We start from the raw sequence: 22735 nt of genomic DNA on the forward strand, positions 1-22735 counted from the left end.
CGAAATTATAGACAACGGAAGCCGTTATGTCAAACTTCTGCCGCTTACGCTTTTCTTGCCGCTAAAAAATGGACGAGCATCACTTTGATAACAGCCATGACAGGCACAGCCAGAATCATGCCGATGATGCCGGCAAGCTCCCCGCCCGCCAGCAATCCAAGCATAATGACAACCGGATGCATATGCAGGCTTTTGCCGACGACAAGGGGCCCGAGGATATTGCCTTCAATAAACTGAAGAATCAAAATCGTAATGATCACCACGAAAACGAGCCTCGTCGATAAAGCGGCTGCTACCATGACAGCCGGAATCGCGCCGATGACAGGGCCGAAATACGGAATGACATTTGTCGCGCCGATGACAAGGCCGAGGATCAGCGGATAGGGCAGGTCAAAAAACCAAAATGACAGGCTCGCTCCCAAGCCGATGACAAGGCAGACAAAAAGCTGGCCTCTGATGTAGTCCCCGAGAGAATCATCGACATCCCGGATGAATTCGCTGCCTCTTGCTCTCCATGAAGAAGGCGTCAAATACCATACCGCCTTTTTCATCGTATCAATATCTTTCACCATGTAGAATACTAAAAACGGAATGATCGCCGCCAAGAGCATATAATCAAAAACGAATCGGATGCTTCGTATCGTCCGTTCTACCCAGCTTGCAACGAATTCTTCCGTCTGATTGACGAACCTGTCGACTCTGTCGTGCATGCCGTCAGGCCAGCCGTCTGTATGATGATGCAGCTGATCCAGCATGTTTTCGTATGATGCGGCAAGAACCGGAATTCCCTCTGAAAGCTCTGTCAGCTGTTTAATGAGGATCGGCACCCCTTTGTAAAAAGCGTAGCCGAGACCTGCAAAAAACAGAAAATAAATCAGCAAAATACTCAATGTTCTCGGCACGCCTGCCCGGTGTATCTTTTCCACGACAGGCAAAAGCAGATAGGTGATAAAAACCGCGATCGCCAGCGGGATCAGAATCGACTTGAGCAGCACGCAGACAGGCTCCCAAATCATTCTCAGCTGCAAAAAGATATAGACGGTTAATAGCAAAAGCATAAAGATCGAGACCCACATTAAAAGCTGCAGCGGTTTTTTCAGCATGTTTTTCACCCCTTGTTAGCTTTTGATTTCTGCTTGTAATTATTCCCTAAGAAAAAAAGGGACACCCCTTTTAAGGGTATCCCTTTCTGCTTAAAACATTTTCATGACGCGTCTTCTCAGCTTTCTCATGTTTCGCTTGTTCATCATATCGTTCTGAGACGCCATGTAGTACATTAAAGCCCCGGCTCCTAAAGAAATGAGAGAAGTCATTGTACGATTCAACTTTCTAACCTCCATTCAAAGGTTGATCGTTCGTTCGTCATCTGTAAACAGATCGTCCAGGCTGCTCAATGTTCCGTCCTCTTCGACTTGATGGGTCGAAATTTTTCCTTTTGATAGGGTCAGCTCAATAAAGCATCCCCAGCAGTAATATTGATTTACACCGATTTTGCCAATGTTTTTGCTTTTGCAATTCGGGCAAACGAGCATTTGAACACACACCTCTTATTCGTTCAAGACGATTGTGCTTCTGCCTACTTCAAGCGGTTCCCCAGATGAGTGAATCTGCTTTTTGTCGCCTGACAAATCGGCAAAAAAACCGTCTGATAGTTCATATGCTACGATTATGCCCGTGTCGGAAGAAAAGTATACATCTTCCAGCATGCCCAGCGTATCTCCTGCTCCGTTTTTGACCATTTTTTGCTTCATCTGGTCATAAGAAAGACTCTGCTTCGGAACTTGCATCGGCTTGAACTCGGTGAAATCAACGTATACGCCGTCACGTCCGATTTCGGTGACCGCGGGAAGCGGAAGAAGCGAACGGGGATTGTAAAAGCGCCGCTTCTCTTCCATAATCAATCCGAGACATGTCCCTTCGTGAGAAAAACAGATATCCGTTACCACCCCAAGCGGGAGAGAAGACTGTCTGTCGTAAACATTGAGTCCTTCCAGCTCATTGCATGTTCTCAAAGTGTGATCAACCACCTTTTTACGAACACTCTTATGATCTGCTGTTGCGCCGCGACTCATACGATGAAATGGATTCCATGAAAAACACTTATTCTGCTTCCTTTTCCATAAAATCAAAAGGTGTAATGCCTTCCATCCCGATATTGGCGTCATAGACGCTGAATGGCAGCTCTTTTTGAAGCGCCATGAGCTCTTCATCCTCTTCATGTGCCGCCTGCTGAAGCCGTCTTTTAAGCGATGTCTGCCTTTCTGATGATTCCTTATTTTTCACGCCCCATTCAAGGGCTTCCTCTTCGCCGCACAGAATCAGGAATTTTTTGCTTCTTGTAATAGCCGTGTAAAGCAAGTTCCTTCTCAGCATCCGGTAATAGCTTTTGACGACCGGAAGGATGACGATCGGAAATTCGCTGCCTTGCGATTTGTGGATCGAACAGCAATAGGCGTGCGTAAACTGGTTGAAATCTTTTTTTGCAAACGTGATTTCATTCCCGTCGAAAGAGACAACGGCCATATCTTCTTTTTCCGTATTTTCTTTCGCATAAAAAATCGAGACGATCTCGCCCATGTCACCGTTAAACACGTTATGCTCCGGCTGGTTGACGAGCTGGAGCACTTTATCTCCGGTACGGTACACGACATCTCCGTACTTCATTTCCCTGCCTTTCGGCTTCGGCGGATTCAGTATGCCCTGCAAAAGGGCGTTCAACTCATTGATGCCGGCCGCTCCTCTGTACATCGGAGCCAAAACCTGAATATCCCTGGCCGAATATCCTTTTTGCAGCGCGTTTTTGACGACTTTTTCGACGACTTCTTTGATCTGCTGCTGGCGGCAGCGAATAAAAGAACGGTCTTTTGTCGGGGCGGCCAAGTTTTCCGGAAGCTTTCCCTGTTTCATTTCGTGCGCCAGTTCAACGATTGAAGAGCCTTCAGCCTGTCTGTAAATGTCGGTTAATCTGACAGAAGGAATCACATTCGATGCCAACAGATCCCTTAGCACCTGTCCGGGACCGACGGACGGAAGCTGGTCTTCATCTCCGACCATGATCACCTGTATCCGATCGGGGATCGCCTTGAATAATTGGTTGGCAAGCCATATATCAAGCATGCTCGTTTCATCAATAATGAGCAGCCGTCCTTCAATCGGATTGTCTTCATCGTGCGTAAATCCTTCGGCTCCGTTCCAGCCGAGAAGCCTGTGAATCGTAACGGCCGGCAGACCGGTCGACTCGCTCATCCGCTTAGCGGCCCGGCCGGTCGGTGCTGCCAGCACAAACGGAAACGTTTCATCTTTTTTGTAATCAGCCGGATTTAAGCTTAAGCCGTGCAGCTCGCTGTACAACTCGACGATTCCCCTGATGACGGTCGTTTTCCCGGTTCCCGGTCCGCCCGTCAAAAGCAGCATCGGCGACATCAGCGCTTTTTGTATGGCTTCTTTTTGGCTTGGCGCGTACTGCACTTTCATCCGTTCTTCAAGCTCCCCTAAAGCGAGCAGGAATTCCGATTCGGGAAACTGGTCATCGTATTCGGTCTGTCCGGCGATTTTCTGCACCCTTTTGGCAAAGCTTTGTTCAGCGTAGTAAAGGGACGGATAATAACACCTTTCATCTTCAATGAACAGCTCTTTTTGCTCCCCTAAGGAAATGATCGCGTCCGCCACATCCATCTCGGTTACTTTTTCATCGCCTGCTGACTGGTTTAACAGCTTTTGCGTCTCGATGATGAGCTGTCTCGTTTCTATGTACGTATGCCCTTCTTGAAGGCATGTCGCTTCAACCGTGTATAAAATCGCCGCTTTGATCCGCTCTTCATGTTTGCCTGAGATCCCCATTCTGCCGCCCAGTTCGTCTGCTTTGATAAAGCCGATTCCTTCAACATCTTTGACAAGCTGGTACGGATTTTCGCGGATTTTATCGAGCGTTTCCGCTTCGTACGCCTGATAAATTTTCATGGACAGCTGGGGGCCGAAGCCGAATTCGCTCAAGGAGATCATAATCTGCTCGAGCCCCTGATGCTGCTGAAGGGCAGCGGCAAGCTTATCCGCCTTTTTTTTGGAGAGCTTCGGGACATCATACAGGACGGCGCCGTCGCTTAAAATTTTGTTGATTGCCCCTTCCCCCAGCTTATTGACAATTTCCTCGGCCGTTTTCTTGCCGATTCCTTCAAATAAATCGCTGGCCAAGTATTGGATCACGCCTTCTTTCGTTGTCGGCACTTCTTTTTTAAAATGATCCGCTTGAAATTGCAGGCCAAATTTCGGATGGGAGGCGGTTTTTCCGTAAAAAGTGTAGATATCGTCTTCATGGATCAAAGGAAAGTAACCCGTGACAGAAACGGTTTTGTCTTCAAAAGACTCCGATGTTTCTTCCACTTTTACCTTTAATACGGTATACAGGTTTGTTTCATTATGATAAATGACAGCCGCAACCATTCCTTTTACAAATGAAGCTTCTTCCATTTCAATTTGGTCCGGGTTATGGCGCTGCATCACTGTTCTCCCCCTCTCCATTCAAAATCCGTCATGACGGCCCTTGATCAATCAAGCTTCTTCTAAAAGCTGCTTGGCGCGAATGCTGAGCATATGATCCGGCTGAATGTCCAGCGCCTTGTTCAGCATGTCGAGCGCTGTTTTCCGATCTTCCTTAAACGCATAGGCAACGCCTAAATTATAAAATGCATCGGCATGGGACGGGTCGCGCTCCGTTACATTTGAAAATTCCGTGATCGCTTCGTCCAGCATCCCTTCATTGGCAAGGCACATCGCGTAATGAAAACGGGCTTCGACATCCGCATCGTTCAGCTCGGCGGCTCTTTGCAAATACGGCATTGCGAGCTTCGGCTGCTCAAGCTTCACGAGCGTGGTTCCGAGCATATAATATAAGTCGCTGTTTTCCATGCCCGTCCGATGCGCTTTTTCGAACATGTCCTTCGCTTCTTGATACCGCTCTTTCATGACATAGACATTCCCTGCTCCATAATAAGCCGCTCCTGCTTTCTCATCCAAAGCAGCCGCCCTGTCGTAAAACTTAAGCGCCCTGTCCAATTCGCCGACTGCAGAAAGCAGGTTGGCAAAGTTGATATAAGGCACCGGATCTCCGCTGTTTTCATCAATTGCCTTTGTAAAGGCTTCAGCGGCTTTTTCAAAGTCGCCTTTTTGCATTGCATCTATTCCAATTTGATTGTAATCCAAAAGCCCTCTCCCTTTCACGAACTATTTTAAAAAGGCCGCCGACATTGCCGGCAGCCGTTCGAGAAGCTCCGGGGTGTATCCAGAGCCCCGGTTTTATACATACCAAAGTTGTTGTCCGTCTTTAAACACATCATCAATCGTTCCGCCGCCGAGGCATTCTTCGCCTTTGTAAAAGACAACCGCTTGTCCCGGCGTCACGGCGCGGACCGGCTCTTTAAAGACGACCTCCGCTTCATCCGTCCCGGTCATTCTGACAGTGACTTCATGATCGGCTTGGCGGTAGCGGAATTTGGCCGTGCAGGCGAGCTCCTCTTCGCCGCCGAAGACGCCCTTATGCACAAAGCTTACGTTTGTCGCCGTAATCTTATCGGAGAAAAGCAGCGGATTGTCGAAACCTTGATCTACATACAAGATGTTTTTTTCAAGGTCTTTTCCGACGACGAACCACGGCTCTCCGCTTCCGCCGATGCCGAGGCCGTGCCTTTGTCCAATCGTATAGTACATTAAACCGTCGTGGCGGCCTTTAAATTCGCCTTCCATCGTCCGCATATCTCCCGGCTGTGCTGGAAGGTACTGGCTGAGAAACGTTTTGAAATTCCGTTCCCCGATAAAGCAGATGCCTGTGCTGTCTTTTTTGGCAGCTGTCGCAAGCCCCGCTTCTTTTGCAATTTCCCTGACGCGGCTTTTTTGAAGCTGCCCGATCGGAAACAGCACTTTGCTCAGTTGCTCTTCTGTCAGCTGGTTTAGAAAATAGGTTTGATCTTTATTTTCATCAAGCCCTCTGAGCATTTTAACACGCCCGTCCGTACGGTCGACCCGCGCATAGTGGCCGGTGGCCAAATAATCGGCTCCAAGCGACAAAGCATGCTCCAAAAAGGCTTTGAATTTAATTTCTTTATTGCACATGACATCTGGATTCGGCGTTCTGCCCGCTTTATATTCATCAAGGAAATATTGAAAAACCTTTTCCCAATACTGCTTTTCAAAATTCACCGCATAATACGGTATGCCGATTTGATTACATACCTTTATGACATCTTCGTAATCTTCCGTCGCTGTGCAAAAACCGTTCTCATCTGTGTCATCCCAGTTTTTCATAAAAATTCCGATGACATCATAGCCCTGCTCTTTCAAAAGCAAAGCCGCCACAGAGGAATCAACGCCTCCGGACATTCCGACGACCACCCGTGTATCTTCAGGCCGCTTCGCCATTTTCATCAACTCCAATAAATCAATTCAAAAACTTGTCCTTTCAGATCATATCATCATTTTCGGGCAGGATGCGAATCTTTAGCTCGGAGCATGGCTTCCCGAAATTTATGACAGACGCTTAACAACTTTAGCAAGTTCTTTCGCGGCGCGCTCAACCTGTTCCTCTGTATTGCCAAAGCCGAAGCTGATCCGGACGGATGACGTGAGCCGATCGTCTTCTTCGCCAAACATGGCGGAGAGAACATGAGACGGAAGCACAGACCCGGCCGTGCACGCCGATCCGCTCGATACTGCGATTCCCGCCATATCGAGATTGACGAGCAGCGATTCAACAGATACTCCCGGGAAATACAGATTCAAAATATGCGGCAGACTGTGCCGCCTGCTGCCGTTCACATCGAATGAGACGCCTTCTGCTTCCAGCGTACGGGTGATGATGTCTTTAAACCGGCGGTAAAGATCCGATTTTTCTTCTCTTTCCCGACCCGAGAGCAAAACAGCTTCACCGAGCCCCGCGATTCCCGGGACATTTTCCGTTCCCGCCCGGCGTTTGCGTTCCTGCTCTCCTCCGAAAAGAAGCTGGCTGAGCTTCACGTTTTCGTTGACGTATAAAAAGCCTGTTCCCTTCGGCCCGTTAAGTTTATGTCCGGAGACAGACATCATATCGATACGGCTTTTTTGCACATCAATCGGCAAAAAACCGAAGGCTTGAACCGCATCTGTATGAAACAGCGCGGGATGGTCCTTTAGCAGATCGCCGATCTCATCTATCGGCTGAATCGTTCCCACTTCATTGTTCCCATACATAACCGTCACCAGGATGGTATCGTCTCGCAGTGCGTCTTTCACCTGCTCGGCGGAGATTCTTCCGCTTTCGTCGACGTCTAGATATGTGACGTCAAATCCCATTTCTTCAAGCCTGTTGCACGTATGCAGAACGGCATGGTGCTCGATCTTTGTCGTGATGATGTGGCGGCCCTGCTTCTCTCTCGCCAGCGCGCTTCCGAGAATCGCCATATTGTCGGCTTCGGTTCCCCCGCTCGTAAAAACGATTTCATTGGGATGCGCTCCGATTTCCTGAGCGATCAGCTCCCTCGTGCTGTCAAGCCATTTCCGGCTCTCCCTTCCAAAGGAATGAATGCTTGAAGGGTTTCCGAAGTTTTCCGTTAAGTAAGGCAGCATTTTTTCCACTACCCGGGGGTCAGTCGGAGAAGTCGCTGCATGGTCTAAGTAAATCCGTTCCATCCTACCATTACACCTCGATCTTAAATGTAAAACATATACGCTTCCTGCTCGCCCTCTGTATAGCTGGCCAAGTCTTCAAGCGTCGTGGAGTCCAGCACTTCCTTGACAGCGTCGCGAATCTTGATCCACAGCTCGCGCTTTGCAGGCTCCTCATTTTCAAGCACTTCCACCGGGCTGATCGGTCCTTCCAGAACGCGAATGATATCGCCCGCCGTAATCGCCTCAGGCTCGTCACCCAGAATATAGCCGCCGTACGCGCCGCGGATGCTTTTCACAAGCCCTGCGTTCCGCAAAGGTGAAACAAGCTGTTCCAAATAATGTTCCGATAAATCGTTTGTCTGAGCAATACTTTTCAAAGAAGTCGGGCCTTCCCCATGCTTTTTAGCAAGCTCAATCATAATCGTCAGCCCGTATCTGCCTTTAGTTGATATTTTCAAAATAAACACCTCTAACCTATAATAAATCATGCCTTCAGGACGAAGGTACTCGGCGTTTTTCGCAGGACGCGAAAGCTCTTAGCCGAGTCTCCTTTCTCACCAGGACAAAGCTACTCGGCGTTCCTCGCAGGACGCGAAAGCCTTTAGCCGAGTCTCCTTTCTCACCAAGACGAAGCACTCGGCGTTCCTCGAAGGAGGAAAAAGCGCGCAGCCGAGTCCCGTTCGGACGCAGGAGGCGTCCGGCACTTCCTATCAAGGCATAAGCCGATCTCCAAGATGAAACACCGGTGCAAGCCGGCTGTCGGTTTCAAGCATCTGTTATATATTAAAAACTCGGTTAAGGCAAGGTTCCGGCCTTGCCCTTCTGATAGATTACAGGTTATTATAGCACACTTTATATAAACTTTCATTTTCGGCCCTATATTCAGCTTGCCATATTCATTTCTTTTCTAATCGTCTTTTTTCCGTTACTCTATAAAAAGAATACATTCGGGAGAGATCAATCATGAAACCACTCGCATTTCGAATGCGCCCTACAAAAATCGAAGAGGTTCTCGGCCAGGATCATCTGGTCGGGGAAGGAAAGATCATTCATCGGATGGTGGAGGCCAAACACCTCTCATCGATGATTCTGTACGGCCCCCCGGGCATCGGCAAAACGTCGATCGCCACGGCGATTGCCGGCAGCACAAGCATCGCTTTCCGAAAGCTGAACGCTGTCATCAATAATAAAAAGGACATGGAAGCTGTTGCCGCCGAAGCCAAAATGTCGGGGCAGGTCATCTTAATTCTTGATGAGGTGCACCGGCTTGACAAAGGCAAGCAGGACTTTCTCCTTCCGTATTTGGAAAACGGTATGATTATCATGATCGGGGCGACGACAGCCAACCCGTACCATGCGATCAATCCGGCGATCAGAAGCAGAACGCAGATTTTCGAGCTGCAACCATTAGACTCTGAACAAATCAAAGCGGCCATTAAACGGGCGCTTGAGGATGAACACAGAGGCCTTGGTTCGTATGATGTTGTCCTCGATGATGAAGCGCTTGACCATTTGGCCCGCAGCTGCGGCGGCGATGTCCGCTCGGCTTTGAATGCGCTCGAGCTTGCCGTATTGTCCACAAAGGAAAACAGCGAAGGAACCATCCGCATTACATTGGAAATCGCAGAAGAATGCCTGCAGAAAAAAAGCTTTGTCCACGACAAAGATGGAGACGCGCATTATGATGTCATTTCCGCTTTTCAAAAATCGATCAGAGGCTCTGATGTCAATGCTGCACTTCATTACCTGGCAAGGCTCATTGAAGCGGGGGATTTGGAAAGCCTTGCACGGAGGCTGCTTGTTATCGCCTATGAAGATATCGGCCTGGCGAGTCCGCAGGCTGGAGGAAGAACGCTTCAAGCCATTCAAACGGCGGAACGAATCGGATTTCCGGAGGCAAGGATTCCGCTCGCCAACGCCGTGATCGAGCTTTGCCTGTCCCCTAAATCGAACTCGGCGATCCTTGCGGTTGACGAAGCGCTGGCAGACGTCCGCTCCGGAAAGATCGGCGATGTGCCGAACCATTTAAAAGACGCCCATTATAAAGGAGCCGCAGAGCTTGGCAGAGGCGTCGAATACAAATATCCGCACAATTACGAGAACGGCTGGGTCAAACAGCAGTACTTGCCTGATCCGCTGAAAAACAAAGTTTACTATCAGCCGAAGCAGACAGGAAAATTTGAGCTCGCGCTGAAACAAGTATATGACAAGCTGATGAAACAAAAATAACAAACAGCCTGTTCCCTTTTCAAATGGGGACAGGCTGTTTTTCCTTAGGATAAGCTTTAAAGAATGACAAAATCCCAAAACGGCTTTTAGTTTTGGGATTTTGCCAACAATCTTAAACGACAGCACCGTTGCCGTCGTTTTTGTATTACTTATCTTTCACCCTTTTGATCGGAATATCTTTCAAAAGCTCCATGATCACATGGCCGCCCATGATCAAGCCTGCGACTGACGGAACAAAAGCGTTTGAAGACGGCGGCATCTGCGCTTTGCGGATTTTCGCCTCGTCATTTCCGACGACTTGGCGTACGTCTTCGCGGATCACGATCGGGCTTTCGTCAGAAAAGACGACTTTAACGCCTTTCGTAATGCCTTCCTTGCGCAGCCTCGTCCTGATGACTTTTGCAATCGGATCGGTGTGAGTTTTCGAAATATCGGCCACTTGGAACCTTGTCGGATCTGTTTTATTGGCCGCTCCCATGCTTGAAATGATGTTGATGTCCCGCTTCAGGCACTCTTTCATTAAGTGAATTTTATAATGAATCGTGTCTGACGCGTCGATCACATAATCCGGTTCATAAGCAAAAAACTGTTCATACGTCTCTTCGGTATAGAACATTTTTAAAGCGATGACATCGCACTCAGGGTTAATATCGGCGATTCTCGCTTTCATTAAGTCAACTTTCGGCTGACCGACCGTTGACAGCAAAGCGGGCAGCTGACGGTTGACATTCGTGATGTCAACATCGTCTTTATCGACCATCACGATTCTGCCGACACCTGAACGGGCGAGCGCTTCCGCGGCGAAAGAGCCGACCCCGCCGACGCCCAAAACGGCGACCGTGCTGTTTTTTAAAATATTTAAACCTTCTTTTCCAATCGCTAATTCATTGCGCGAAAACTGATGTAACAAGAATCTCACTCCATCTTTATTAACAGTTACCGATAGTATCTTATCATAATCGGGTGATTAAACAAGCGGTCTATTTCATTTTCCCGTCATATTTTTTCGCTTCGCCTCATAGATTATCCTATGTATGGCCGAAAAAGGCCTTTTCAAGCACAAAAAAGTCCCGATTGTGCCGTTGTCGTATTCCTTCGTTTTGATCCCGCTCTCGGCAGGTGGGTGTTCTGTTCCAAACTTTGCAAGTCCTCCTGAGCACACGAGTGATAAGAGGCATTTGCTCCATTTGGAAACGTCGAACTCCCAAGTAAAAAAATGTTCGGTCAAAACTAGGTGTACAACAAACACATCAGGACTTTATTTGTTAAAAATGATATCATACGTCCCTTTGATTTTCAATGGGATGTACAGCCGTATATTTTACAATTTACTGTCGAACTTTGCGGTTGATTGACAGGTGCAGCTCATCGAGCTGGGCGCTGTCCACTTCACTAGGTGCTTCCATCAACAGACAGCTTGCGCTTGCCGTTTTCGGGAATGCGATCGTATCTCTCAGGTTGGTGCGGCCGCTGAGCAGCATCACAAGCCGGTCAAGGCCGAGCGCGATTCCGCCGTGCGGGGGAGCCCCGTATTCAAATGCTTCAAGCAGGAAGCCGAACTGTTCTTTCGACTCTTCCTCAGATAAGCCCAGAAGCGCAAACATTTTCTCCTGAACATCTTTTTCAAAAATACGGATCGATCCGCCGCCCAGCTCATAGCCGTTTAAGACAAGGTCATAGGCTTGCGCTTTCATGTCTTCCGGATTCGTGTCGACCAGATCAAGGTCTTCCCGGACAGGCATCGTGAACGGGTGGTGCGCCGCATAGAAACGTCCTTCTTCTGAATCATACTCAAGAAGCGGCCAATCAATGACCCATAAAAAGTTGAACAAGCTTTCATCGATCAGATTCAATTCTTTTCCGAGCTTTAAGCGCAGCGCGCCGAGCGCGTCATTGGCGACTTCCAGCCGGTCTGCGACAAAGAGGATGAGATCCCCTTCCTTGGCGTCAAGCGCTTCAATGAGCGCCTGCTGTTTTTCGTCCTGGAAGAACTTCGCAATCGGACCTTTCAGTCCGTCCGCTTCGGCTTTCAGCCATGCCAGCCCTTTCGCCCCGTAGTTTGCTGCGAATTCGCCGAGTGCGTCAATGTCTTTCCGCGAATATTTAGATGCGGCGCCTTTAACATTTATCGCTTTAACCGCGCCTCCGTTTGCCACAGCTGACGCAAACACTTTAAAATCGGAATCCTTTACGCTTTCTGATACATCGGTCAACAGCATGTCAAAGCGGGTATCCGGTTTGTCGGATCCGTAAAGGTTCATCGCATCCTGATAAGACATTCTCGGCAGCGGCAGGGAAATGTCCACACCGTGCGTTTCGAGCATGACTTTCGCCATCATTTCTTCAGCGAGCTTCATGATGTCTTCCTGGCTCATAAATGACATTTCGATATCGATCTGCGTAAATTCCGGCTGGCGGTCGGCGCGCAAATCTTCGTCCCTGAAACAGCGGGCGATTTGATAATAGCGGTCAAATCCGGATACCATCAACAGCTGCTTAAAAAGCTGCGGAGACTGCGGCAGCGCGTAAAATTCGCCTTCATGGACGCGGCTCGGCACGAGATAGTCACGCGCTCCTTCAGGCGTTTTTTTTGTCAACACTGGTGTTTCAATATCGATAAAGCCGTTGTCGTCAAGGAAGCTGCGGACTGCTTTTGTAACATTATGCCGCATTTTTAAGGTGTTGAACATCTCCGGACGGCGCAAGTCGAGATAGCGGTGCTTCAATCTGATGTCTTCAGATACTTCTGCAGCCTGGTCGCTGATCGCAAAAGGAGGCGTTTTGGCCGCACTCAGCACCTCGACCGATTCCGCCTGAATTTCAATTCTTCCGGTTTTTAAATTCGGATTAACTGTTGCTTCTTCGCGGGCAACGACTTTGCCTGTAATGTCAAGCACATATTCGCTGCGGATGCTTTCAGCTGTTTCAAGGGCGGCTTTGGAAACGTCGGGGTTAAACACCACCTGCACAATGCCGGTACGGTCTCTCAAATCAATAAAAATCAAGCCTCCGAGATCGCGTCTTTTTTGAACCCATCCTTTTAAAACGACGGATTCTCCGATCGCCTTCTCCGTTATTTCGCCACAATAATATGTTCGTCCAAACAAAGCGGTCCTCTCCTTTAACTTTCAGTGTTTGTTTTCAAAAAACGGATGAATTCATCAAGGCCGACGGCCTGTTGATCTCCTGTTTTCGCATCTTTGACATTTATTTGATTTTGGTTCAGTTCATCCTCGCCCAAAACAGCGATATATTTCGCATTGAGACGGTCGGCCGATTTAAACTGACCTTTCATTTTTTTCTGTTCATAGTCGATTTCGGCGGAAAGCCCTGCTTCTCTCAGTTTATAGAGGAGGGATACGGAATAGTCTTTGGCTTTGTCGCCAAGTGTCACGATATAGCAGTCAATGCCTTCATCCGTTCCGACATTTACATTTTCGGCGTCCAGTGCGGCGAGAAGGCGTTCGATGCTCATCGCAAAGCCGATGCCCGGCGCTTTCGGTCCGCCGAACTCCTCAGTAAGGCCGTCATAGCGCCCACCGCCTGCAAGCGTTGTAATCGCTCCGAAACCTTCGGCATTGCTCATGATTTCAAAAGCTGTGTGATTGTAATAGTCAAGACCTCTCACCAGGTTCGGATCGACCTCAAACGCAATGCCGATGTCGGTCAGATATTGCTGCACTTTCGCAAAATAGGCTTTGGATTCTTCATTTAAGTAGTCAAGAATAGAAGGAGCGGTTTTCAGCAGTTCATGATCCCTGTCTTTTTTACAGTCCAGAATCCGCAGCGGATTTTGTCGGAGCCGTTTTTGACAGTCTGAACAAAACTCGTCGATCCTCGGCTCAAAGTGGCGGATCAGCGCTTCTCTGTGAGCGGTTCGGCTCTCTTTGTCGCCGAGGCTGTTAATGACCAGCTTCAGATTGCTGAGACCCGCTTTCCGGTATACGCTCATCGCCAAGGCAATGACTTCCGCGTCAATCGCCGGATCGTTCGAACCGATCGCTTCGATGCCGAATTGATAAAATTGGCGGTAGCGGCCTGTCTGCGGCCTTTCATAGCGGAACATCGGTCCGATGTAGTAAAGTTTCGTCGGCTGAACCGGATTAGCAAAAAGTTTGTTTTCCACAAAAGAGCGTACTGCAGATGCAGTGCCTTCAGGACGAAGCGTCAGGCTTCTTCCTTTTTTGTCAGCGAATGTGTACATTTCCTTTTGTACGATATCGGTCGATTCTCCCACCCCGCGGGAAAATAGTTCTGTATGTTCAAAAATAGGTGTCCGGATTTCTTTATATTGATACGCATGACACGTTTCTCTCGCAATCTTTTCGACGTATTGCCAGCGTTCCGATTCTCCTGGGAGAATATCTTGTGTTCCCCTTGGAATATTAAATCCCATTTTTAAATCCTCCTCATGACTTAAATGCTTTTTTTCATTTATGGAAATAAAAAAACCCCCGAACCTACTATAAAACCAATAGTAGGGACGAGAGTTATACCCGTGGTGCCACCCTAGTTGGAACGATCAACCCGTTCCCGCTCATGCCTTTAACGCAGGTTCACGTCCGCCGCCTAATTGCTCGCAAGTTCTGCCGGGCTTTCAGCGGGAAACCTTCGGAGTGTTCATTCGGTCAAGATACCGTGCAGACCGCTTTCAGCCCAGGGCGGTTCCTCTCTTTTCACGTACTCTTGCCTACTATTCTCCATCTTCAGTTCAACTCATATGTACACTAATTTATATTATAATACGAGTGTTAAGTGTGCATGTCAACCCTATTTGCGGTTCTTTTTATTCTGAATTGATTCTTTGGACGCGAGCCCCAGCTCAGTCGCCGTTTCTTCCATAAAGCCGGCTTGCTCCGGATCCGCATGATCCTTTAGATGCAGATTTGCATCTTGCTCATGGATCGCTCTGCCCATTCTTTGATTATACCTCACACAACAACATCCTTTTGATATCTTTTTTCTATAGTATAAACAAATCATTTTCATTTTATTAAAAAAACGGCAAGGAATATACGATATAGAAGAAGAAGTAGTGTTCCAAGTTTTTTACCGAAAGGAGGAGATGGGTAACAATATGAAAAAAAGAACAGTATTGATCCTATCGATGATGCTGGCAGCACAAGCAGCCTTTTATACATCGTCAAACACAGCTTCTGCAGCCATCGGGGAAGCCGTGATTGCCACCGATGAAATCAATGTCAGGAGCGGACCCGGACTGAGCCATGAAATCGTCAGCGTCGTCAGCCGGAATGAAAGCTATCCGATTCTTGAAGAGCGCGGGGATTGGGTCCAGATCCAGCTGAACGGCGGACAAAAAGGATGGGTTGTATCCTGGCTGATCAAGAAAAAAAGCCAAGTCTCCAACGGCTCTGATTCAGCTGAGGGAAAAGTCACATCTTCCGAAGCAAACCTGAGAATCAGAAAAGGCCCCGGCACTTCATATGAAGTCCAAGGCGTATTCCCTGAAGGAGAACAGGCTGACCTGCTAAAGACCGACGGAAACTGGGTGAAGATTTCCTATCAGAACATCACTGGCTGGGTCCATTCAGACTATGTCAATCAAGGTTCAGGAGCAAAACAGTCTCAATCGTCTTCATCACGCGCTTCATCAACAAAATCAGGAACGGTCGGCGTATCCACCTTAAATGTCAGAAGCACAGCTTCCCATCAAGGACGGATTATTGCGTCGCTTCAACGGAATGCAAGTGTGACGATTTTAAACGAACAGCACGGCTGGTATGAAATCGAATTTAATGGTCAAAAGGGCTGGGTCGCAAGCCACTATATTCTCGAAGGACCCAAACAGAAAAGCGGAACTTCGGAAACAAGCAGCGGCTCCGGGTCAAAACAGCAGGCCACCATCGTGTATGAAGGCACAAATGTTAGAAGCGGGCCTTCGACATCCTCAGCGATCGTCAAGCGCGCAGGGAAAGGCGAGTCTTACCCGATCGTCTCTGCAAAAGGCGACTGGTATGAAATCAAACTGTCAAACGGCGATTCCGCCTATGTGGCAAACTGGGTCGTTCAGACCGCTGACCAGTCTGGCTCAGCCGGAGATTCGAAAAGCGCAGCACCGCCTTTGGCAAAGCGGTCAAGCGCGAGCGGCACAATCAAAAATAAAACGGTTGTCATCGATGCCGGACACGGAGGACATGACAGCGGGACAATCGGAACGCGGGGGACGCTCGAAAAACGGCTGACCATCAAAACAGCAACGCTTCTTGCCGCAAAACTGAGAGCCGATGGCGTCAACGTCTATATGACGCGGAATGACGATTCTTTCGTCAGCCTTCAGTCGCGGGTCGCGACCTCTCATTATCGAAACGCCGACGCTTTTATCAGCATTCATTATGATAGTTTTCCAAACGCGTCCGTAAGGGGAAATACCGCCTATTACTACAGCCCGTCAAAAGACCGGAAGCTCGCAGCAGACGTGCAGTCCGAGATCGAAAAGCACTCGCCTCTGCCAAGCCGCGGCGTATTATTCGGGGACTACTTCGTATTAAGAGAAAATAAACAGGCCGCCGCATTGTTTGAACTCGGCTACTTGAGCCATCCTCAAGAAGAAGCGGTTGTCAGCACGAACGCTTATAGAGAAAGAGTGACAGACGGCATTAGAAGCGGCTTAGAAAACTATTTTAACTAATAAAAAAGCTCCCAAATGGGAGCTTTTTTATGCTTTCGAATCCATAATAAAGGTGACGGGACCCGAATTTGTCAGCTTGACATCCATCATTTCGCCAAATCTTCCCGTTTCGACAGCAACGCCTTTTGCGCTAAGCATGCTGTTCCACTCCTCGTATAATTGAAGCGCCTGATCGGGCTTTGCCGCTTTTGTAAAATTCGGCCGTCTTCCTTTTTTCGTGTCGCCGTACAAGGTAAACTGAGAAACCGATAAAACGGAGCCTCCGACATCTAAAAGCGACAGGTTCATCTTTTCGCCTTCATCTTCAAAAATCCGCAGATTGACTAGCTTTTCCGCCAAATATGCGGCATCTTCGCTCGTATCCTCATGCGTCACGCCGACAAGCACCATCAAGCCGAGGCCGATTTGACCGACAGTCTCGCCTCCTACCGAAACGCTTGCATCTGTGACGCGCTGAACAACTAATCTCATGACGCTTTTCCTCCTAATTCATCACCCTGCGCACGGAGTAGATATCTTTGATCTGTTTGATCCGTTCAACCACTTTATGCAAATGATTAATATTTTGAATGAAGATGGCCATATGGATCGTCGCCACTTTATTGCGGTCCGATTTACCTGACACAGATGAAATATTTGTTTTTGTCTCATTAACGGCCTGAAGAACTTCATTAAGAAGGCCGCGGCGGTCATAGCCGAGAATTTCGATTTCGACGTTATATTCTTTTCTCCGCTGCGTCTGCGGCTCATGCTCCCATTCTACTTGAATCAGCCGGTCGAGCGCTTCATTTGTTAAAACATTCGGGCAGTCCTCGCGATGGACGGATACACCACGGCCTTTTGTAATGAATCCGACGATCGGATCTCCCGGAACGGGGTTGCAGCATTTTGACAGTCTGATCAGAAGGTTGTCAACGCCTTTGACGCGAACACCCGCTTCGCGTTTTTTCCCTTGGTAAGGTTTCGGTTCAGGTGTTACATCTTGAACGCTTTTCACCTGTTCTTCCTGATCTCTGATTTTCCGTTCTTTTTCCGTCAGACGGTTTGCAACTTGAGCAGCTGTAATGCCGTTATAGCCGACTGCGGCATACATGTCTTCTTCATTGGCAAAATTGAACTTGTCGGCGACTTTCTGCAGATTCTCGACTGTTAAGACGTCCTTCACTTCAAAGTCCAGGTTTTTAATTTCTTTTTCAACCAGTTCTCTGCCTTTTTCGACATTTTCCTCTCTGCGCTGCTTTTTAAAGAACTGGCGGATTTTATGCTTAGCCTGAGATGTCTGCGCAAGGTTGATCCAGTCCTGGCTCGGACCGTACGAATGCTTGGATGTCAGAATTTCTACGATATCCCCTGTGCGCAGCTTGTAATCAAGCGTGACCATTTTTCCGTTTACTTTCGCCCCGATCGTTTTATTGCCTATTTCTGAATGGATCCGGTACGAAAAGTCGATCGGCACAGAGCCTGACGGCAATTCAATGACGTCCCCTTTCGGCGTAAAAACGAACACCATGTCGGAAAACAAATCGATTTTTAGAGATTCCATAAATTCTTCGGCATCGCTCGACTCATTTTGAAATTCCAAAATTTCGCGGAACCAGGAAAGCTTTTTATCAAAGCTTGAATCTTCATTGACATTTTTGCCTTCTTTGTAAGCCCAGTGGGCCGCGATTCCGTATTCCGCAATTTCGTGCATTTCAAACGTCCTGATCTGGACTTCCAGCGGATCCCCCTTCGGCCCGATGACGGTGGTGTGGAGGGACTGGTACATGTTCGGCTTCGGCATTGCGATATAGTCTTTAAATCTGCCCGGCATCGGCTTCCAGCATGTATGAATGATGCCTAGAACCGCGTAGCAGTCCTTGATGCTGTTGACGAGGATCCGGACTGCGAGCAAGTCGTAAATTTCATTGAATTGCTTGTTTTGCATCGCCATCTTTCTGTAGATGCTGTAAATATGCTTCGGCCGGCCGGAAAAGTCCGCTTTAATATTGACCTCTTCGACGCGGCTTTTCACTTCGTTTACGACCTCTTCGACGTACAATTCCCTTTCGGCCCGCTTTTTCTTCATCAAATTGACGATCCGGTAATATTGCTGTGGATTTAAATAGCGTAAAGCGGTATCCTCAAGCTCCCACTTTATTTTTGAAATCCCAAGGCGATGAGCCAGCGGAGCAAATATTTCAAGCGTCTCATTTGAAATTCTGCGCTGCTTTTCCTGCGGCAGGTGCTTCAAGGTTCTCATGTTGTGAAGACGGTCCGCCAGCTTGATCAAAATGACGCGGATGTCCTGAGCCATAGCCACAAACATTTTCCGATGATTTTCTGCCTGCTGTTCTTCCTGTGATTTATATTTAATTTTCCCAAGCTTCGTGACGCCGTCGACAAGCATCGCAACTTCTTCGTTGAATGCTTCCTTTAAATCTTCAAGCGTTACGCTCGTATCTTCCACCACATCATGGAGAAATCCTCCCGCTATTGTGGCGGGGTCCATTTCCAAATCGACGAGGATACCCGCGACCTGGATCGGATGGATAATATAAGGCTCGCCCGATTTGCGGTATTGTTCGCGATGTGCGTCTTCCGCGTACTGATAAGCCTTTTTTATAAAAGCAACATGTTCATCGGAAAGGTAACTTTTCGCCTTCTCAATGACTTGCTCAGCGGTTAATACTTGTTCGTTCGCCATGGAATCACCTTTTTTATAATTGAAAACTGTATTGTAATTATTATCAAGAAAAATGTCACAGATGTAAAGAGAAGAAATTCAAAAGGACTTTTGCCGGCCCCGGAATACTATATGAATAGGAAAAAAAGCACCCGCTTTTTATGAGTGCTTTTTATAGTATAAAATTTGTTTAGTATTGCATCAAGGTTAAAATATCATATCCGTCCAGTTTATTTCTTCCTTCAAGATATGTCAGTTCGATCAGGAAAGCGATTCCGGCTACGACGCCGCCAAGCTCTTCAACCAGCTTGATCGTTGCTTCGATCGTTCCGCCGGTTGCAAGCAGGTCGTCAGTGATCAAGACGCGCTGCCCCGGTTTAATGGCATCTTTATGGATGGTCAGGACATCTTTTCCATATTCCAATCCGTAGTCGACTTTGATGACTTCACGCGGCAGTTTGCCTTCTTTGCGGACAGGCGCAAATCCTACCCCGAGCGAATATGCGACAGGGCAGCCGATGATAAATCCTCTCGCTTCAGGTCCCACGACAAGATCGATCTCTTTTTCTTTCGCATACGTTACAATTTGATCTGTCGCGTAGCGATAGACGTCGCCTTTGTCCATCAATGTTGTAATATCTTTAAATTGTACGCCTTCCTTCGGGTAGTCCGGCACAATTGTCACATACTTCTTCAAATCCATCTGTCTTCATGTCCTCCTCATACTTTATAAGCGACGGCGTTTTCCGCCATCCGCTTATCCAGCCACTGTTTAAGCTCATCCGCCGAAGAATAAATGAGCTTTTGCTCCAATTCAATCAGGCGCTGTTTTTCCCGGTAGGTTTCAGAATCTGTCAGATCGCGCTTTTCGGCATGATAAACAACAGATAAAACACCATTCTCTATTGTAACAAAACCGAGCTCAAAAAACACCTTTGTCATAAAATCAATTGTGTCTTTTGTCCAGCCTTTATGTCTGGCAAGCTCCCCGCCGTATTTCGGCAAGTCAAAAGAACCTCTTTTCAGGAGGAAAGCATAGTACCATTTAAAATATTCCCTAGTTGGAAATGTTGAGAAAAAATGTTCGTCTGATTGATAAAAAATCAGATAAATGCGCTCCAGTTTTTTGCCTTTTATCACTTGGTCAAAGATGTCGAGCGACGGCGGAATATCTATAAATACCGCATAGCGGCTCTCAAGGACGAGACGCTCTGCATCTTCAGGACCGCTGATGACGGTCAGCTCTTCTTCAAGGCCTGTCCCCGCAAGCTTCGCTTTGGTTTCCTCACGGAAGCAGATGCACGCCCGTTTCGCAGGATCCAGCTGCAATATTTTTTCTTCCCATGACCGTTTTCCCCGCAGATCAAACAGCTGCCATTCATTGACGGCTGCATCTTTGATCATCAGCTGCGGTTTTTTTCTGTTATTCCACTCGTTAATCGACAGTTCCCCGACAATCGAGATCTTTGCTCCAGGAACGATCCCGTCTTCGATGGCGCCTTTATAAAATCCGATGCAATCAAGCTTGTTCTCGCCGTCTGCCAGCACAAGCTTCAAGTGATTCTTGTTGGCGCCGATTTTCCTGGAATCATCAATTTTAACGTCGCTGACAAGGACGAAGGGCTTCGGATTTCCCGTGCCGAACGGCGCCAGCATGTTCATTTCGGCAATGCTGTCAACCGTGATATCTTCGAGCCGGCAGCACAAATCGACGTCTTGGACGGGAATAAAATCTTCCTCGGTCAGAACCGCTTCAGCCTGACGGTTGATTCTCTCCCTTAGTGCCGAAACATCTTCCAGGTTGAGCGTCATTCCGGCTGCCATCGGGTGCCCGCCGAAGTGCGGGAGAATATCCCGGCACTCCGAGAGATTTTGAAATAAATCAAATCCTTTGATGCTGCGCGCAGATCCTTTGGCAATGCCTTTTTCTTCATCGATACCGAGAACGATGGCGGGCCTGTAATACCGCTCGACAAGCTTTGAAGCCACGATTCCGACGACGCCGGGATTCCAGCCCGGCCGCGCCGCGACGATCACCGGCTGATCAAGGCCTTCCTCCTCGATCATCTGAACGGCTTCCTCTGTCATCTGATTGACGATTTTTTGGCGCTCCTTGTTCAAGGCGTTGATATCTTCGGCCAGCTCTTCCGCTTCTGTTTCGTCTTTTGTGTTCAGGAGGTAAACGGCCGGGTCAGCCTGTTCAATTCTGCCGACCGCGTTTAAGCGGGGCGCAATTTGAAAACCGATGGTCTCTTCATCCGCACTATGTATCTCCGCTCCGGCAATTTTGGTCAGCGCCTTTAATCCGGGGCGCTTCGTTCTCCTGAACTGTTCCATGCCGCGCTTGGCAATCTGCCTGTTTTCATCATGAAGCGGCACAAGGTCGGCAATCGTGCCGATCGCACAAAGGTCGAGCAAATCTTCCGGGAGCTCTCCGTTCAAAGCGTGGGCTAGCTTAAATGCGACACCGACGCCGGCAAGCTCTTTAAATGGATAGCCGCAGCCCGGCTGCTTCGGATGAATGATCGCATAGGCATCCGGCAAAACGGGTCCCGGCTCATGGTGATCCGTAATGATCAAATCGACGCCAAGCTCTTTAGCGACTTCAGCTTCATGAACGGCGGCAATGCCTGTGTCAACTGTGATGATCAATGAATAGCCTGATTCTTTGATCCCGCGAAAGGCCGCTTCGTTCGGGCCGTACCCTTCTTTAAAGCGGTCAGGTATATAAAAATCGGCTTGTGCTGAACATTTTTTCAACATTTGCAAAAGGACAGTCGTGCTTGTCACACCGTCCGCATCATAATCGCCGTAAATCATAATCTTTTCTTGATCTGAAATTGCCTGTTTGATTCGCTGTACAGCTTTTTCCATATCTTTCAGCAGATAAGGATCGTGAAAAACTGCATCCTTGCCATTTAAAAATGAAGATGCTTTGTCGGCTGTATCGTAACCTCTCATGACAAGCAATGAGGCGGCAAGGGGAGTAATGCCTAATCTTCCGGCGAGCTGCTCCACCTTTTCTTTGTCGGGCGTTTGCACGTCCCAACGCATTTTTGACGCTAACATAAATTCACCCCTCAACCACACTATTATACTAGAGCAGCATGAGGGGATTCAATTTATTTCGTGCAATCTTTCTAGTCTTTCTGATTTTCAGGGGCCGCCGATTCGGCTTCAAGTTCAGGATACTTTACCCGTTCTTCTCTCTTGAGCGCCTTCAGCTCTTTTTTCAGCCGCATGATCTGGAAAGCGCCGGCCGAGCCGATAATGAGCGCCCCCATCAATACCGATACCAAAATGACCAGGATCAAAGGCCATTCTGCCGTTCCAAAAAGAAAATCAACCTTCACCGGTTCAACATTAATGACCGCGAAAACAGCAACAATTAATGTAAAAATAAGTGCAGAGATTAACGTCCATTGTTTGTTCATGAGATACTCTCTCCATTCGCGTCGTTTTCTAGCGTTATTTTCCCGCTCTGCTCCCATTTTAAACAAAAAGAAGATCGATAGAAAGCCGCCAAAACAACTTTTTTCTCTTCAAACCAAAAAAGG

Annotated in this window: 20 protein-coding genes, 1 other RNA gene and 1 other annotated feature; of the genes, 2 read left to right on the plus strand and 19 right to left on the minus strand. The window is 48.1% G+C overall.

Features of this window, described 5'->3' with window-relative positions; translation table 11 throughout:
* Window positions 1-44: 44 nt before the first annotated feature.
* The 9 genes from KI350_RS01525 to cymR form a co-directional block, all read right to left on the minus strand.
* Window positions 45-1103: an AI-2E family transporter gene (locus KI350_RS01525; RefSeq protein WP_003183924.1), complete on the minus strand. Its 1059-nt coding sequence runs from the start codon at window positions 1101-1103 to the stop codon at window positions 45-47.
* Between the two features lie 90 nt (window positions 1104-1193).
* Complete coding sequence (locus KI350_RS01530; RefSeq protein ID WP_003183926.1) at window positions 1194-1325, minus strand: YrzQ family protein; 132 nt, start codon at window positions 1323-1325, stop codon at window positions 1194-1196.
* 15 nt (window positions 1326-1340) lie between these two features.
* Window positions 1341-1532, minus strand: coding sequence for a hypothetical protein (locus KI350_RS01535; protein WP_003183928.1), 192 nt, complete (start codon window positions 1530-1532; stop codon window positions 1341-1343).
* Window positions 1533-1547: 15 nt separating this feature from the next.
* Complete coding sequence (locus KI350_RS01540) at window positions 1548-2012, minus strand: PRC-barrel domain-containing protein (protein ID WP_003183930.1); 465 nt, start codon at window positions 2010-2012, stop codon at window positions 1548-1550.
* 88 nt (window positions 2013-2100) lie between these two features.
* Window positions 2101-4497 carry an SF1B family DNA helicase RecD2 gene (gene recD2, locus KI350_RS01545; protein WP_212930432.1) on the minus strand — a complete coding sequence of 799 codons (2397 nt, stop codon included), beginning with the start codon at window positions 4495-4497 and terminating at the stop codon, window positions 2101-2103.
* 51 nt (window positions 4498-4548) lie between these two features.
* Window positions 4549-5199: a tetratricopeptide repeat protein gene (locus KI350_RS01550; protein WP_003183935.1), complete on the minus strand. Its 651-nt coding sequence runs from the start codon at window positions 5197-5199 to the stop codon at window positions 4549-4551.
* Window positions 5200-5292: 93 nt separating this feature from the next.
* Window positions 5293-6411 carry a tRNA 2-thiouridine(34) synthase MnmA gene (mnmA, locus tag KI350_RS01555; RefSeq protein ID WP_003183938.1) on the minus strand — a complete coding sequence of 373 codons (1119 nt, stop codon included), beginning with the start codon at window positions 6409-6411 and terminating at the stop codon, window positions 5293-5295.
* A gap of 105 nt (window positions 6412-6516) precedes the next feature.
* A complete protein-coding gene (locus KI350_RS01560) occupies window positions 6517-7656 on the minus strand; it encodes a cysteine desulfurase family protein (RefSeq protein ID WP_009327778.1) in 1140 nt (379 codons plus the stop codon).
* Between the two features lie 20 nt (window positions 7657-7676).
* Window positions 7677-8093 carry a cysteine metabolism transcriptional regulator CymR gene (gene cymR, locus KI350_RS01565; RefSeq protein WP_023855382.1) on the minus strand — a complete coding sequence of 139 codons (417 nt, stop codon included), beginning with the start codon at window positions 8091-8093 and terminating at the stop codon, window positions 7677-7679.
* 505 nt (window positions 8094-8598) lie between these two features.
* Here cymR and KI350_RS01570 point away from each other — a divergent pair.
* Window positions 8599-9864 carry a replication-associated recombination protein A gene (locus KI350_RS01570; RefSeq protein ID WP_020452404.1) on the plus strand — a complete coding sequence of 422 codons (1266 nt, stop codon included), beginning with the start codon at window positions 8599-8601 and terminating at the stop codon, window positions 9862-9864.
* Window positions 9865-10009: 145 nt separating this feature from the next.
* Here the strand turns inward: KI350_RS01570 and KI350_RS01575 are convergent, their stop codons facing one another.
* The 5 genes from KI350_RS01575 to KI350_RS01595 form a co-directional block, all read right to left on the minus strand.
* The gene (locus tag KI350_RS01575; protein ID WP_020452405.1) at window positions 10010-10774 is read right to left on the minus strand and encodes a tRNA threonylcarbamoyladenosine dehydratase; all 765 of its coding nucleotides are present in this window, start codon (window positions 10772-10774) and stop codon (window positions 10010-10012) included.
* Between the two features lie 153 nt (window positions 10775-10927).
* Window positions 10928-11124, minus strand: a non-coding RNA gene (gene ssrS, locus KI350_RS01580) — 6S RNA.
* Window positions 11125-11192: 68 nt separating this feature from the next.
* On the minus strand, window positions 11193-12971 hold the full coding sequence (aspS, locus tag KI350_RS01585) for an aspartate--tRNA ligase (RefSeq protein ID WP_059231887.1): 1779 nt from the start codon (window positions 12969-12971) through the stop codon (window positions 11193-11195).
* 14 nt (window positions 12972-12985) lie between these two features.
* Window positions 12986-14260, minus strand: coding sequence for a histidine--tRNA ligase (gene hisS, locus KI350_RS01590; RefSeq protein WP_059231888.1), 1275 nt, complete (start codon window positions 14258-14260; stop codon window positions 12986-12988).
* An 80-nt stretch (window positions 14261-14340) separates the two neighbouring features.
* Window positions 14341-14580: a binding site (T-box leader), on the minus strand.
* 54 nt (window positions 14581-14634) lie between these two features.
* The gene (locus tag KI350_RS01595) at window positions 14635-14799 is read right to left on the minus strand and encodes a YrzK family protein (protein WP_023855388.1); all 165 of its coding nucleotides are present in this window, start codon (window positions 14797-14799) and stop codon (window positions 14635-14637) included.
* 142 nt (window positions 14800-14941) lie between these two features.
* Here KI350_RS01595 and KI350_RS01600 point away from each other — a divergent pair, with 142 nt between their 5' ends.
* Window positions 14942-16513 carry an N-acetylmuramoyl-L-alanine amidase family protein gene (locus tag KI350_RS01600; RefSeq protein ID WP_023855389.1) on the plus strand — a complete coding sequence of 524 codons (1572 nt, stop codon included), beginning with the start codon at window positions 14942-14944 and terminating at the stop codon, window positions 16511-16513.
* Window positions 16514-16540: 27 nt separating this feature from the next.
* Here KI350_RS01600 and dtd read toward each other — a convergent pair whose 3' ends face one another.
* From dtd to KI350_RS01625, 5 genes are all read right to left on the minus strand, one after another.
* Window positions 16541-16984 carry a D-aminoacyl-tRNA deacylase gene (dtd, locus tag KI350_RS01605; protein ID WP_212930422.1) on the minus strand — a complete coding sequence of 148 codons (444 nt, stop codon included), beginning with the start codon at window positions 16982-16984 and terminating at the stop codon, window positions 16541-16543.
* Window positions 16985-16997: 13 nt separating this feature from the next.
* On the minus strand, window positions 16998-19199 hold the full coding sequence (locus KI350_RS01610; RefSeq protein WP_023855390.1) for a RelA/SpoT family protein: 2202 nt from the start codon (window positions 19197-19199) through the stop codon (window positions 16998-17000).
* A gap of 169 nt (window positions 19200-19368) precedes the next feature.
* Entirely contained in the window at window positions 19369-19881 is a 513-nt protein-coding gene (locus KI350_RS01615; protein WP_023855391.1) for an adenine phosphoribosyltransferase, read from the minus strand.
* Window positions 19882-19898: 17 nt separating this feature from the next.
* A complete protein-coding gene (gene recJ / locus KI350_RS01620; protein ID WP_025811058.1) occupies window positions 19899-22247 on the minus strand; it encodes a single-stranded-DNA-specific exonuclease RecJ in 2349 nt (782 codons plus the stop codon).
* Window positions 22248-22318: 71 nt separating this feature from the next.
* The gene (locus KI350_RS01625) at window positions 22319-22612 is read right to left on the minus strand and encodes a LapA family protein (RefSeq protein WP_023855393.1); all 294 of its coding nucleotides are present in this window, start codon (window positions 22610-22612) and stop codon (window positions 22319-22321) included.
* Window positions 22613-22735 lie beyond the last annotated feature (123 nt).

Origin of the sequence: Bacillus sp. J41TS8, assembly GCF_018333035.1 — a bacterium.
GTDB classification, from domain to species: domain Bacteria; phylum Bacillota; class Bacilli; order Bacillales; family Bacillaceae; genus Bacillus; species Bacillus paralicheniformis.